We start from the raw sequence: 13,775 nt of genomic DNA on the forward strand, positions 1-13,775 counted from the left end.
TCACCTCTCAAAAATTATGGTTTCAAAACAATTTTTATACCTTCCCCATTCATAACTTTATTAAACCCTTTTTCCCAATCTTTTAGATCGTATATGTCAGTTATTATTGCTTTTGTATTTACTTTGCCTGTTTGTAATAGATACAACGCTTTATCCCATGAACTTGGTTTCTGACTCCTTGAACCGACATATATAATTTCTTTTTGTATTATTTTATCTTCATCAAGTTCATTAACTGATTTTGCAAATATACCAACCTGAACCATCGTTCCTTTTTTCTTTAATAACGAAAGTCCAGAATTTGCAGCCTTTACAGACCCTGAACATTCAAATACTTTATCTACACCATAACCGTTTGTTAAATCCTTAATTATTTTTTCTAAATTTTCATTTTGAATATCAACTGTTTTATCTATCCCTAAAGACTCAGCCAATTTTAGCCTATCTTTATCCTTTGCCATACCCGCTAAAATTACATATGCTCCTCTAGCTTTTACAATCTGAGCTGTTAATAGTCCAATTGAGCCAGGGCCAAATATAAGAACTATATCACTAAGTTCAACATTCGTTTTTTCTAACACTGCATGGACACAGCACGCAAGAGGTTCTGTTATAGAGGCTGAAAGTAAATCTACGTTTTCTGGCAACACATGAATGCTTTCTGCTCTATTTACAACATATTCGGCAAAACTCCCATTAACCTGCGTTCCTATTCCCTTTCTGTCAGGGCATAAATTATAATCTATACTTTTACAATAATCGCATTTGCCACATATATAATAAGTCGTTTCGCTTGTTACCTTGTCACCAATCTTTATTCCTTTTACATTGCTTCCCACATCAACAACTATTCCTGAAAATTCATGTCCCAAAACGACCGGAGGTCTTAAATTTTTATACTCTCCTTTATATGAATGAATATCAGAACCACAAATGCCTGAATAAGCAACCTTTATTTTAACCTGGTCACTATTAATAGTAGGTTCATCAATATCTATTAATTCCATATTTCCAAATCCATTATCTTTTTTTAATAGTGCTTTCATAATATATCACCTCTATGGAATTATCATTATTTTGTTATATTCTTCTTTTCTTTCTGCGATCATATTAAATGCATCACTAATCTGTGATAACTTAAATCGATGAGATATCATTGGAGCAAGGTTGATACTCCCATTCTCGACATACTTTATACTTTTTAACCATTCTTGACCTGGAAATGGAGCAGAATATGAATTCCAAAATCCCTTTAAAGTTAACTCTTTTCTAAAAATGCTTTCAAAAGAATTTTCTTGTAAATGAATATCGGAATATGCTATACCTAAATATGCGATTTTCCCACTCTTTTTAGTAACTAAAAGGCATTGTTCCTGTGTGACTTTTGAACCTGCACATTCGAAAGCAATATCAACACCATATCCAGATGTGAGTTTCATTATTTCTTTTACAGGATCATTTTCTTTTGCATTTATACATATTGATGCACCTAATTCTTTAGCTTCTTTTAACTTTGTAGATGATATATCTACAGCGATAATATCCTTTATCCCAATTACCTTTAACCACTGTATTACTAATTGCCCTAATGTTCCAGCACCCATAATCGCAATGTTGTCACCAACAACTGGTTGGATACCTAGAACTCCATGAATTGCCACTGCCAAAGGCTCTATCATGGCAGCACTTTCAAAGTCTATATCATTTATTTTTAATATGTTTGTAGATGGTACTTTTGCATATTCTGCAAAACCGCCGTACGACTTAGAGCCAAGCATATCATTATTATTGCACAGCGAGTACTTACCTTTTAAGCAATTTTCACATTTGCCACATGGTATAAAAGGAATAACAACAACTTTATCGCCTATTTCAAAATCACTGACTTCTTTCCCTTTCTCGACAATAACTCCTGAAAATTCATGTCCAGGTATGGCAGGTAAACTATATCTCCAGTTTCTTAATATTCGAGGAGGATCCGAACCGCAAATTCCGCATGCTTTTACATTAACTATTACATCATTTTCTCCACATATAGGATCTGGAAAATCTGTATATCTAATATCATTTACGTTAAACAAAACTCCCGCTTTCATTAATTAATCATCTCCTAGTGAAATATTGACAATCAATATTAATATCTATATTATAGAAATGGATTTTATTAATTTATCTAGGGTGCTTTTTTGAAAGCACCCATTTTTAAAATATCTGGAATATCTTTACTACTATCCAGTTGAGGAAGTTTCCTCCAAAGTCCAAGCTTGATACTAAAGACGTTCCTTTAGGAATTGCAAAGTGCGCTTGTTGTGCCATCATTGTGTGGAATGGTGCCATGTCTGTTGCCATGTACAATCCTAGAGCCATCACTATTGTACCAGTTATAACTGAATGAATTATATTGCCTTTATTGCTACCAACTATAAAAGCTACATAGAATGGAATTGTCGCCAGATCGCCAAAAGGCAAAACGTGATTTCCTGGGAGTATTACCGCTAAAAATATTGTTATAGGTACAAGTATTAAGGCTGTAGCAATTACTGATGGATGTCCTACAGATATTGCAGCATCTAATCCTATATTGATATCATTACCGTTTTTAAATCTTTTTTGCAAAAATTCTTTAGCTGACTCTGATATCGGTATTAAGCCTTCCATTAATATTTTTACCATTCTAGGCATCAATAGCATTACAGCAGCCATAGAAACACCTATTTGCAATATTTTAGCAACATCATATCCAGCCAATATGCCTAAGATAATACCTAAGATGAGACCCATCATCATCGGTTCGCCGAAAATACCAAATCTTTTTTGAATCGAGTCTGGATCAGCTTTAAGATTTTTTATTCCTGGAATCTTCCCAATTAAAGTGCTTATTGGTATTCCTATAAGACCATAAGCTGCTGTGGAACCGGTTGGTAACGAAATCCCCTCATATCCGTAAAATTCGTGAACCATAGGAGCTGTCCAATCTGCTACTTTTATAACAGCAATCTCATATATTATTGCACCTAAAGCAGCCAAAACAAAATTTCCTCCAGTCAAGACATAAACACTGGCAGCCGCAGCTGTAAAATGCCAATAGTTCCAGATATCAACATCCATTGTTTTAGTCGTTTTTGTCACTAGCATTATAAGGTTTACAAGTATTCCTAGTGGAATGATAAAAGCTGCAACTGGTGAAGCCCAACTTATTGCTGCCGCCGCAGGCCATCCAACATCGATTATTGTCAAATGTAGACCAAATCTATGAACCATTGCCTGCGCTGCCGGACCGAGATTTCCTGTCAAAACACCGATAACAAGATTTATTCCTACAAATCCTATACCTATAGTAACTCCTGACCTAAATGCCTTTCTGAAACCTTGGCCAAAAGCTACACCTATTATTGTCAAAACTATAGGAAGCATAACAGTTGGACCTAAATTAATTATATACTGTACAACTGCCAATAAGGTTTTCATATAAAAATCCTCCCCTTATTATTTTTACTTTTTAAGAAATTCAATTATTTCGTTATCGACTTTTTCAGTATTAACACCTGTCAAATATGCCATGGCTTTTATAACTGGAATCGAAAATGATTTTGGAAGAATTGTGGTAGTAACGAGCAAATCTGCTTCTTTTTCCTTTGATGCCACTTCTGCTATCTTGCATTGAACAACTTGTGCATTTAATTTATTCTCTTTTATAAGTTGTTCAACTCTTTCCGCAACAACTGTCGACGTAGCAATTCCTGTTCCACACGCAACTAATACTGTCTTTTTCTTTGTATCCATTTTAATCCCACCTTTCTATATATCTACATATTCTTCATTAAAATATTTCTTTATACAATCTATTATTTCATCACCTCCATTTACGCTTATGATCTTTTCCAGTAGAGAATCATTTTGTATTAATTGAATCAACTGCTGCAGCATTTCAACTTGGCTGTGAGATTCGTTTAATGCAATCATAAAAATTATATTGACTTCAACATCCTCCAACGGATTTGCCATGTTTTTAAATATAACCGGGTTTTTCAGCGTTGCAACAGCTATTGCAGGTTTTACTACATGCTCTGGGTCTGTATGTGGTATTGCAACATTGTATCTATTTAGCTGCAAACCAGTTGGAAAATTTTTTTCGCGTTTTTTTATTGCTTCTAAATAGCTCTCTTTAACAAATCCATTTTCGTACAATTTTTTGTACAGTACATCAAAAACATCTTCTTTGCATTTGGCATCAAAATTTGTAACAACTAATTCATTGTTGAAAAACTCCGATATCTTCATAGAATCTACCTCCTCATTGTTTACACCTTTATATAATGCAAATACCGTGCCAATTAATTGGACGGTATTGTATTTCTAAGTATTATTTCTTTTATTTCCCTTGAACTTTTGGCTTTCTCTAAGTCCTTCAATATTGCTTCATTCGACAGAACCTTGTACAAATCAAGCATGTAATCTTTAGCGTCTTCTTTCAAAGCCAGCATAAAAATTAAGTCGGTTTTAAAATCTCCTTCCCAGTAGATGGGTTCTTTCAATTTTGCTATGGCAATGGCAGGTTTTGTGACATATTTTGTATCACCGTGTGGTATCGCAACGCCCCCTTTCATCCATGTGGCTCCCATTGATTCTCTCTTGTACACACTTAAAATAAACTTTTCATCCACATAGCCTTTCTCTTCAAGAAGTTCTACCATTTTGTCTATAGCATCGCTTTTCATGGATACATCCACATCAAATAGTATTAGATCATCATCTAATACTTCTTTTAGGCGGCTCTCTTCCACAACATCCATGTTTACTAATTTTTTTAACCTTTTTAGCCCTTCCCCATTCATTATTTCCTCAACAGAGATATATGGGATATCACTTATTTTAGGATCGATGGTTCCTACAAAAGCTTGAATATTGTTTTTGCTTCTTATTCTATTTATTTCTGCATCAAGTTCTCTTTCGCTGAAAAGTCCTAAAGGTATTATTTTTAATCCATTTTTTATCTCCGGTATCTTATCTTCTATATATTTCTTTATCTTAAGTGCAGTCCCTTCACCAGTTATGCAGATGGTTACTATGGCTTTTGGAAGTTTGTTTGAATCTTTTACGCCTTCTACATGCCCAACATAAGACTTATTTTCATCTAGAGCATTTGCAATGTCATCTATTGTAGTATCTGGTATAACAGCTCTTCTCACAGCTTCCAGCACCATGACAGTGTCTACCCTTCCTATCGTCCTTGTTGGTATGCCTGTTCTTTTTGTTATGATTTCTCCAAAAGTAATAAGTGAGCCCATATCAACAAGTATAATGCAACCTTTGCCCTCGTCCACTTTTTTTACAACTTCAATTGTACGCAAAAGTGCATCTTCAGGGCTTTCATCAAGTGCCATCTCTATGCCGTGTGCTATATTTACGCCTAAAAGCTTATTTGCAACATCTGCCATGCCACATGCCACATGACCGTGTGTTAATACTATAACAGCCACATTCCCTTTGTTTCCGCTTTCATTGGCTGAAAATGTTCTCAAATACATCGCCACAAAACCAACCTCATCGTCTGTCAACTCTATATTTAAAATTTTATTAATCCTTTCTACCATTTTTTTCGCCACAACGTATTCTCTGACATACTCTCTTTTGACGCTCTCCAGCTGAGGATTAAATATTGATTTGCCGCTTTTAATTCTTTCATACGCCGCACTTAGATGTATGGCAAGTGCGTAAAATAGATTATCTTTTATATTTTTGTAGTTTTCTTTAGCTATGTCTATTGCCTCTTCCACAGCATACAGTATCTTTTCCCCCACAATCTCTTTTAATTCCCTCTTTGAAACGAGGTTCCTTGACCTTATGTCATTGGCAAATTTTTTCAATTCCGATTCAACTTGGCTGCCCACTATTTTATATATTTCTTCTCTTTTTAGTCCATCATTTTTAAGTTCAGTAAATCTGTCTTCTATAAACTGGTATATTTCATCAGGTAGCATATACCTATCTTCTTTTGGCAGCAGCTTACTTATTTTATTGGGATATATGATTACATCCTTGTCTGCGTATTCCTCTATATAAGGCTCCCTTTTGCTGACCTTTAATAATCCCATTCTTACATGATTTGGCAAGTCAGACAAGTTTATGGTGATTGTATCCGCTTTGCTATCTAAAGTTTTTAAAAACCCTCTTGCACATGCTACTTGTATATCGCTTCTCATTTGGCCTATATTGCCTGGGCAATCATAAAGCATTAAAGCTCTAAGGGCGTCCGGCTTCAATTTTATAGGCTTGTTTATCCTAAATGCCTCTTTTTTGAAAAAGAACTTTATGATTTCAAATCTCTCTTTGTGAGGCCTTTCACTTATAGGAGGAAGTTCAATAACCATAGGTATTCTGCGCCTGAATGTAAGAAGAAGTGATGACTCCGGATTTTCTGTCGTTGCTGCAATAAGCATTATATTAGCTTCCCTTTCATTGTCTGTCTCACCAAGCCTTCTAAACCTACCCTTGTCAAGTAAAAAAAATAGGATTTCCTGTCCTTCACTGGGAAGCCTGTGGACTTCATCCAGAAACAATATGCCACCGTCTGCCTTTTCCACAAGTCCAGCTTTTGACGATTCTGCACCTGTAAAAGCGCCTTTGACATATCCAAAAAGTTGAGACATAAGAAGCTGAGGGTTATCCGCATAATCTGCGCAGTTAAAGATAATAAAAGGGCTATCGCTTTTGAGCATGCCGGATTCTATCGCAAAATTATACATAGCTTCAGCCAGTTGGCTTTTCCCAACACCAGACGGTCCTAATAAGAGAGTGTGAAGGCCATGTGGTGGATATAGTATTGCAGCTTTTGCTTGACTTATCTGTGTTTTTAAACTTCCATCGTATCCTATTATCTCCGTGAACCTACTCCATCCTATAGAGGATGAAGCTTCCTACTTCATAGACCGTTGCCTACTGTTATTCACAGCAGGTCTTACACAATCTCCATAGGCGTAATTTCGGGAGGAACCTTCCCTACAAAAATATTACTCTTAGGCTGTTATGCCTAATTGTCTTTACTTTTTACTCCTGATAATATTATAGCATATAATGTTATGGAAAACAATAGAAATTCATCTCCCACCTATAGAGGATGGGAGACTTCTTTCAAGCCTTCGTTAAAAGACATAAGATCACTTTCTCGTCTTATTTCATCATCTTTGCCATCATCATTGTCTTTTACATTATCAGCCACTATAACTTCTGAACTTAAGATTTCTTTTTTTACCTGTGATGCCGCAAATCTCGATATGTCATATCCTAAATCGTTTAATTTTTTCGTAAACTTCCTATCAGAGATCTCTCTATCTTCACTTAGAATCTTTTTAGCATCTTCGTATAGATATGGTTTTCTGCGCTCTCTAGAATCGGGTATACCATTTTCAAGCCTGTATTGAGTTACTTCTTCTCTATTGATTTTTAATATAGAAGCTATTTTTTCATCAGTGAGAGGGTTTTTCTTATCTTCATTTTCTATTATCTTCACGATTTCATCCACTATTACCATCCCCCGTATACAAATAATGCAAAAAATATGCCATAAATAGTGGCATGTTTTGTACGTGGTATATATTATATCATATATTGCATGTATAATATACGCATGATACAATGAAATTAATGAGGGAAAATTTCCATGAATACATAGATGATTTTTAGATAGACAAAAGATATAAGAAAGAGGTGTTAATTATGGGATTGCCTGATAAAAAAGAAATATACACTTATGAAGATTACTTAAATTGGCCAGATAATCAAAGAATTGAGTTAATCAACGGCCAGGTTTATTTAATGACTCCTCCATTGAGAATACACCAAAAGATTTCAGGAGCAATATATACTCAATTCTCTAATTATCTAAAAGACAGGGAATGTGAAGTTTATTATGCACCTTTTGGAGTAAAATTTACTGAAAAAAACGAGAAAGATATTAAAACTGTTGTAGAGCCTGATATTGCAGTTGTATGTGATAAATCGAAACTTGACAATGAAGGATGCAAAGGTGCTCCTGATTTGATTGTTGAAATAACATCTCCTTCAACTGCAAGAAGGGATAGAGTAGAAAAGTTTAATTTGTATGAAAAAAATGGAGTAAAGGAGTATTGGATAATAGAGCCCGATCTTAAAATAGTTAATGTATTTATATTGCAGGAAAATAATAGATATGGCAGGCCTGAAATTTATACTGAAGAGGATAAGATTAAAGTTTATATCTTTGATGATCTAGTTATAGATTTGAAAGATGTTTTTAGTTGAGATTTCATTTTGAATTTCCAATGCAATAAAAGCCATGGTTTAAACCTTATAATTTTAGGTTTAAGACCATGGCTAAATCAGTTTATTTTATCTCGCCAGTTTTAAGTTCTTTGTACTTCTTTACTATCTTGTCTATAAGGATAGTTTCGTCTTTAAGTCCTGTCACTTTCTTCACTGTCTCTTGAAGTCCTAATGTACTTATGCTTTCTTGTATTTCCATAGCTTTTGGATCATCTGCGTAGTCAAAAGCAAATCCTGCCGCTATGCCGTAAAGTATGTTTTCAGGTATCAAGCCTGTTTCAAAGCTTAGTTTTGCAGGCGATACTTTTTTACCCTCCTCATAATTTATTATTTTTTCTAATTTTATTGTAAACCCACTACTTATGCCTTTTCAATTCAAACTATATCACTTTTGACATTCGTTTTCTGTGACAAATTTAAAGAAAGGCTAAAGATAACATCAGACAAATTGGAGGGCATCTTAAAGGAGTATATTCTACATTATCATTACGAAAGTACCCGCAGTAATCAAAATTCCTGCGATTAAAGTTTTTAAATCAAAATGTTCACCCAAGATTATGTAAGATAAAATAAGCGTCATAACGATACTTGACTTGTCTATAGGAGCCACCTTTGATACATCGCCTAATGCTATTGCTTTGTAATAAAAAAGCCAAGAGAGTCCCGTAGCAAGTCCAGATAAAATCAAAAACAGCCAATTCTCCTTTGTCAAATTCTTCATGCCAGATTGAGTACCTGCTGCAAAGACTATACCCCATGATAAAAATATAATGACGGTTGTGCGTATCGCTGTTGCAAGGTTAGAGTCCACGCCTTTTATGCCAATTTTCGCAAGAATTGATGTCAGTGCTGCAAAGAGAGCAGACAATATTGTGCATACAATTTCCACATGATTTTTATGCCTCCTGTAGTTTAATATTATATTTCAAAACTTTTATCAAACAGACTCTCTTTCAACTAAAGTAATAGGCAAAACATTTTCTATACTTACTTCCTTGCCATCAATTTGGTCCAAAATTATCTCAATAGTTTTTTTCGCCATTTCTTCTATAGGCTGTCTTATGGTAGTCAACGGTGGGACAATCGTCTTTGCAATGCTGATATCATCATAACCAACAATCTTTAAGTCCTTTGGGACTTCTTTACCTATTTCTCTAGCTGCATTTATAATCGTGGCTGCAATCAAGTCGCTGCTAGCAAATACACCATCAATATCAGGATGGTCTGTAAAAAGCTTAATAATCAATTTTTTATACTCGTCGGTATCAAATACGTTTAATTTTGTCTCAACTACGACATTTTCAATGTTATGCTCTTTTACGACATCCATAAAAGCTTTATAACGATTATTAGCAGGTGTATTTAAAATCAACGGACCACTGATATGTGCAATTTTTCTACAACCATTTTGTATCAATAGTTTTGTGGCTAATACACCTCCATTGTAATTGTCTGACGCAACATATGGTATTTTCTCAGAGAAGTACCTATCAATAGCAACAATAGGCAAGTTTACATTAAGGTATTGTTCAGTTTTCAATGTATGGCTTCCTATTATAATACCATCAACTTGATGCCTTTTAAGCATATTTATATAATCTTTCTCTTTTTCTACATCTTGTAAGGAATTGCAAAGCAGTATCTTATAATCATTTTGATATGCGTAATATTCTATATAACTCGTAAGTTCTGCAAAAAAAGGATGTGAAACGCTGGGAATCAAAAGTCCTATTAAGTAAGACTTCCTTCTGTAAAGTGAGCGAGCTAATTCATTCGGCTGATAATTTAGCTCTTTCATTGCTTCATATACTTTTTTTCTCGTTTTTTCGCTTATATATCCCCTATTATTCAAGACTCTAGATACCGTTGTAACAGTCACACCAGCTTTTTCTGCAACATCTCTTATTGTAGCCATCGCATCCACCTTCTACTTATAAAACCATCTTTTGTTTAATATAAATCTACTATATTATATTACTTTTAAAAAAATTTGTCTATAAATGGCATAGCAATAGACTTTGTGATATAATATAATTGGTGATTTGTCATGTACAATTTATCAAAAACTTTGATTGATATTTGTAAAAAATACAATATAGCGCTTCTATATATTTTTGGCTCGCAGAAAGAGAATGCATTAAAATTATTAAATAATGAGAAAATAACTGTCATCGATCCATTGTCTGATATCGATGTTGGAATTGTCTTTTTACAAGATATCGAGTTTATTAACGATAGGTATAAGCTTTATGCAAAGATTTATAATGATATGGAAGATATTTTTATGCCGTATAGATTGGATTTAATTTTTTTACAGGAAAAAAATTCAGTTTTTCAGTGTGAAGCTTTGAAGGGTGTGTGTATATATTATTATTCAGAGACGTACAAAGATATGTATGAAATGAAAATTTTGCAGAAAGCGGCAGATTTTAAGTATGTTCTTGATAAATACAATGAAGAAGTTTTAGAAAATTATTAATGTTGGCATGGTGAAGTTTATGATAAACAAGCAATTAATAATTGATAGATTAGTTCTTATTGATGGCTATTTAAAAGAATTATGGATTCTTGCTTCTCTAGATAAAGATTCTTTTTTAAATGATAAAAAAAACGCTGCAGCAGCAGAAAGTTTTTTAAGACGATCTTTGGAAGCAATATTCGACATAGGAAGACACATATTAGCTAAGACAGGAAACATTGATTTGTCTACCGAATATAAGGCAATCGCCAAAGGACTTGGTGAAAAGGGTTTTGTAAGCTCAGAAACGAGCAAAAAGTTAGTCGAAATGGCAGGATACAGAAATCGCATGGTTCATTTATATAATATGGTTAGTGAAGAGGAATTATACAGTATAATAACGTCTGAGCTTAAAGATATTGAAAAATTCATAACTGAAATAAAAAAGAATATTTTATAACAAAACGTAAAGCAAGCCCATAATAATCGCTTTGGACTTGCTTTAGTCTTTCGCTGCACTTGTTTGTTTTTAACACACATATTGTTCTAATAAAAAAATGAAAGTGGCAATTTATACTAAATACTTTACTTCTTCACCGTTCTCGTTTATATAGTCAATAGTTGTCTTATATGTCTTTAAATCTATAAACAAACTACAACGTTTATCATCTTTTTTCCAAGTAAGCCTAATTTCATCTTTTCGGCAATCTTCAATAAAAAATTCACCATTAAATGCCTCGTATTCATTTCTAAATCTGATTAATTTTAACAATCTCTGAACTACATTTTTTTGAACTGATTCCTCTATTTCTTTTAAACCATAGTTGTGTCTATTTATCTCTCGCCCTTCTTTAGTCTTTTTTACTGCTTCAAAGTCATTTACTCCAGCTAAAAGGCCTACGTAATAGACTTGTGGTATACCTGGTGTAAAGAATTGAATGGCTCTGGCTGCCAAATATGCGTCATCATCACAATTTAATGCTGAATAATACGTACAATTAATTTGATGCACATCAAAGCCATCTTCTGATTTATATTTATCTCCGTATATTAGACTTAGATTAGCACCTCTTTGCACACATATATCGACTACTTCCTTAGCCTTCTTCGTATCAATAAGTCCATCCAAATCAGGCTTTACAGGAATTCCGTCGTGGCAATCCAACATTGTAAATTGATTAATGGGACGGTTTTTTAGATAATGATACAACATTTCGTTTGATTTATTTATTAAAGTATAAAGAACAGTAAATGGCAAAATAAAATCATAAATCAAAAAGCCACGTTCTGCTAATTTGTATTGTACTTCAAATTGCGAATGTACCTCCAAAAGCAGTTCTATTCCGTAAGAAGCTGCTTGTCCTTTTGCCCAGTCTAAAAATTCATATATCTCCGGTTCGACAAAAAAGCAGCTAGTTCCAATTTTTTTTATTACATACCCTACTGCATCAAGTCTCACTATTTTAACTCCAAAATTGCTAAATGTCTTAAAAACTTCTAATAAAAATTCTCTCACTAAATGTGAGTTGACATCCAAATCAATTTGCTCAGATGGATCCGTTTTACCAAAGGTGGTCCAGACTTTTTCTTCTTCTCCTGTTTCTTCTATTTTAAATGTGGAATATGGCAAAGTCCTTCTCAAAAACATTTTTTCTATGTCGCCTTTGACAGGTTTTCCATCCTTCCAAAGTTTATCTAATGTAATAAACATATCAGCGTATTCTGATTTTCTACCTTTTTTTAAGAAATCCTGAAAATAAATAGATCTTCTGGATACATGATTAACCATTAAATCCAAAAGAATGTCAAAATTTTCAGCCATTTTCTTAATGTCGTACCATGTTCCAAATTTAGGTTCTATCTCACTGTATGTTATAGGTGCAAACCCTCTATCACCGGATGATGGAAAAGGCGGCAAAATGTGGACACCACCAAATACATCAGAAAAATATTTTTCCAAGACATCATTTAAAGTTTTTAAATTTCCTCCCAAAGAGTCAGGATATGTTATGAGTTGTACCTTATTTTTAAGTGCCAATTAATATCACCTCAGTTTTTTTAAATCGTACATAGACTTTATCGTATCAATGTCTGGCAAATCAACTATTGCTCCTACATACCTTAGTTTATATGCACTGACTGCAAATCCTAATTCCAATGATTTTTTTAAAGTATATCCTTTTATCAAACCACTATAGAAACCTGACCAAAATGCATCACCTGCACCAGTAGTATCCACAACTTCATCTGCTAATGTATTAAATCTAATTGTTTCTTCTCCATTAGAAACTATTGCCCCATCTTTCCCTAATGTAAGAATCACTAATTTAGCACCAAGATCCAAAAATTTTTTAAGCTGATTTTCTGGTGTGTCTTTACCAAAAATCCTTTCCGCATCATCTTCAGATGGCTTTATTATATCAACTTTTGCTATTAAAGATTTTATATATTCTCTTCCATCGTGACCTCTTTCCCAGATCATAGAATGATAATTAGGATCATAACATACTAAAACATCATATTTTTTGCACTCATCAATCAAAATCTCCACTGTACTCCTTGACGGATTTCTCGATATAGGCCAGCTAGAAAAATGAACTATTTTTGTATTCTCAATTAAGTATTTTAGTTCATCTGAATATTCAATATGATAATCTGCGTCTCTGTAAAATATTGGTGTAGGACTGCTTTTGCTTTTTGTAACCAGAACCATGCTTGTGGAATAGTCAACTTGTCTTACATATTTAATTTCAATATGGTGTTCTTGTAATTTTTTTAATAAAAACTTTCCAAGTCCGTCATTGCCAACCGATGAAACAATAATTGAATTTATACCTAACATTTTAGAATTTATAGCAATATTTGCAGGTGATCCTCCAAAATATTTTTTATAAGTATCACACTCAAAATCATCACCATAATCTGTAGAAATCATATCAACCAACATTTCTCCAACTGTCAATACATCATACTTTTTATCGTCAAACACAATCTTGTCATTAAAATTAAACATGAT

The 13,775-nt window shown here is 33.6% G+C and carries 14 protein-coding genes and 1 pseudogene; 3 read left to right on the plus strand and 12 right to left on the minus strand.

What is annotated here, in order from left to right:
* Positions 1–14 precede the first annotated feature (14 nt).
* The 7 genes and pseudogenes from TTHE_RS09465 to TTHE_RS09495 all read right to left on the minus strand — a co-directional run bounded on the left by TTHE_RS09465 (position 15) and on the right by TTHE_RS09495 (position 7,522).
* Entirely contained in the window at positions 15–1,046 is a 1,032-nt protein-coding gene (locus tag TTHE_RS09465; protein ID WP_013298363.1) for a zinc-binding dehydrogenase, read from the minus strand.
* Between the two features lie 12 nt (positions 1,047–1,058).
* On the minus strand, positions 1,059–2,096 hold the full coding sequence (locus tag TTHE_RS09470; protein ID WP_013298364.1) for a galactitol-1-phosphate 5-dehydrogenase: 1,038 nt from the start codon (positions 2,094–2,096) through the stop codon (positions 1,059–1,061).
* Between the two features lie 106 nt (positions 2,097–2,202).
* The gene (locus TTHE_RS09475; RefSeq protein WP_013298365.1) at positions 2,203–3,468 is read right to left on the minus strand and encodes a PTS galactitol transporter subunit IIC; all 1,266 of its coding nucleotides are present in this window, start codon (positions 3,466–3,468) and stop codon (positions 2,203–2,205) included.
* 24 nt (positions 3,469–3,492) lie between these two features.
* Positions 3,493–3,783 (minus strand): PTS sugar transporter subunit IIB, encoded by a 291-nt coding sequence (locus TTHE_RS09480; protein ID WP_013298366.1) that lies wholly within the window; start codon positions 3,781–3,783, stop codon positions 3,493–3,495.
* A gap of 15 nt (positions 3,784–3,798) precedes the next feature.
* A complete protein-coding gene (locus TTHE_RS09485; RefSeq protein WP_013298367.1) occupies positions 3,799–4,281 on the minus strand; it encodes a PTS sugar transporter subunit IIA in 483 nt (160 codons plus the stop codon).
* A 53-nt stretch (positions 4,282–4,334) separates the two neighbouring features.
* A pseudogene (locus TTHE_RS09490) lies at positions 4,335–6,887 on the minus strand (sigma 54-interacting transcriptional regulator); the annotation flags it as partial.
* Between the two features lie 221 nt (positions 6,888–7,108).
* Positions 7,109–7,522, minus strand: coding sequence for an RNA polymerase factor sigma-54 (locus TTHE_RS09495; protein WP_041587463.1), 414 nt, complete (start codon positions 7,520–7,522; stop codon positions 7,109–7,111).
* 194 nt (positions 7,523–7,716) lie between these two features.
* On the opposite strand from TTHE_RS09495, the gene TTHE_RS09500 reads away from it, so the two are divergent.
* Positions 7,717–8,280, plus strand: coding sequence for a Uma2 family endonuclease (locus TTHE_RS09500; protein ID WP_013298368.1), 564 nt, complete (start codon positions 7,717–7,719; stop codon positions 8,278–8,280).
* A gap of 82 nt (positions 8,281–8,362) precedes the next feature.
* Here TTHE_RS09500 and TTHE_RS09505 read toward each other — a convergent pair whose 3' ends face one another.
* From TTHE_RS09505 to TTHE_RS09515, 3 genes are all read right to left on the minus strand, one after another.
* Positions 8,363–8,572 (minus strand): hypothetical protein, encoded by a 210-nt coding sequence (locus TTHE_RS09505; RefSeq protein ID WP_041587464.1) that lies wholly within the window; start codon positions 8,570–8,572, stop codon positions 8,363–8,365.
* Positions 8,573–8,776: 204 nt separating this feature from the next.
* Positions 8,777–9,190 carry an EamA family transporter gene (locus TTHE_RS09510; protein WP_013298369.1) on the minus strand — a complete coding sequence of 138 codons (414 nt, stop codon included), beginning with the start codon at positions 9,188–9,190 and terminating at the stop codon, positions 8,777–8,779.
* 48 nt (positions 9,191–9,238) lie between these two features.
* Positions 9,239–10,216, minus strand: coding sequence for a LacI family DNA-binding transcriptional regulator (locus tag TTHE_RS09515; protein WP_013298370.1), 978 nt, complete (start codon positions 10,214–10,216; stop codon positions 9,239–9,241).
* 132 nt (positions 10,217–10,348) lie between these two features.
* Between TTHE_RS09515 and TTHE_RS09520 the strand changes: the two genes are divergently transcribed.
* A complete protein-coding gene (locus TTHE_RS09520) occupies positions 10,349–10,780 on the plus strand; it encodes a nucleotidyltransferase domain-containing protein (RefSeq protein ID WP_013298371.1) in 432 nt (143 codons plus the stop codon).
* A gap of 19 nt (positions 10,781–10,799) precedes the next feature.
* Positions 10,800–11,219 carry a type VII toxin-antitoxin system HepT family RNase toxin gene (gene hepT, locus TTHE_RS09525; RefSeq protein WP_013298372.1) on the plus strand — a complete coding sequence of 140 codons (420 nt, stop codon included), beginning with the start codon at positions 10,800–10,802 and terminating at the stop codon, positions 11,217–11,219.
* 111 nt (positions 11,220–11,330) lie between these two features.
* On the opposite strand, the gene gtfA is transcribed toward hepT, so the two are convergent.
* Entirely contained in the window at positions 11,331–12,797 is a 1,467-nt protein-coding gene (gene gtfA / locus TTHE_RS09530) for a sucrose phosphorylase (protein ID WP_013298373.1), read from the minus strand.
* Positions 12,798–12,803: 6 nt separating this feature from the next.
* Positions 12,804–13,772, minus strand: a complete 969-nt coding sequence (locus tag TTHE_RS09535; protein WP_013298374.1) for a carbohydrate kinase family protein — start codon at positions 13,770–13,772, stop codon at positions 12,804–12,806.
* Positions 13,773–13,775 lie beyond the last annotated feature (3 nt).

Source organism: Thermoanaerobacterium thermosaccharolyticum DSM 571, from assembly GCF_000145615.1.
In the GTDB taxonomy this organism is placed as follows: domain Bacteria; phylum Bacillota; class Thermoanaerobacteria; order Thermoanaerobacterales; family Thermoanaerobacteraceae; genus Thermoanaerobacterium; species Thermoanaerobacterium thermosaccharolyticum.

Bases quoted from the DNA above. Each gene is read 5' to 3' on its own strand.
- TTHE_RS09465 (WP_013298363.1), bottom strand. From the start codon at position 1,046: ATGAAAGCACTATTAAAAAAAGATAATGGATTTGGAAATATGGAATTA.
- TTHE_RS09470 (WP_013298364.1), bottom strand. From the start codon at position 2,096: ATGAAAGCGGGAGTTTTGTTTAACGTAAATGATATTAGATATACAGAT.
- TTHE_RS09475 (WP_013298365.1), bottom strand. From the start codon at position 3,468: ATGAAAACCTTATTGGCAGTTGTACAGTATATAATTAATTTAGGTCCA.
- TTHE_RS09480 (WP_013298366.1), bottom strand. From the start codon at position 3,783: ATGGATACAAAGAAAAAGACAGTATTAGTTGCGTGTGGAACAGGAATT.
- TTHE_RS09485 (WP_013298367.1), bottom strand. From the start codon at position 4,281: ATGAAGATATCGGAGTTTTTCAACAATGAATTAGTTGTTACAAATTTT.
- TTHE_RS09500 (WP_013298368.1), top strand. From the start codon at position 7,717: ATGGGATTGCCTGATAAAAAAGAAATATACACTTATGAAGATTACTTA.
- TTHE_RS09515 (WP_013298370.1), bottom strand. From the start codon at position 10,216: ATGGCTACAATAAGAGATGTTGCAGAAAAAGCTGGTGTGACTGTTACA.
- TTHE_RS09520 (WP_013298371.1), top strand. From the start codon at position 10,349: ATGTACAATTTATCAAAAACTTTGATTGATATTTGTAAAAAATACAAT.
- hepT (WP_013298372.1), top strand. From the start codon at position 10,800: ATGATAAACAAGCAATTAATAATTGATAGATTAGTTCTTATTGATGGC.
- TTHE_RS09535 (WP_013298374.1), bottom strand. From the start codon at position 13,772: ATGTTTAATTTTAATGACAAGATTGTGTTTGACGATAAAAAGTATGAT.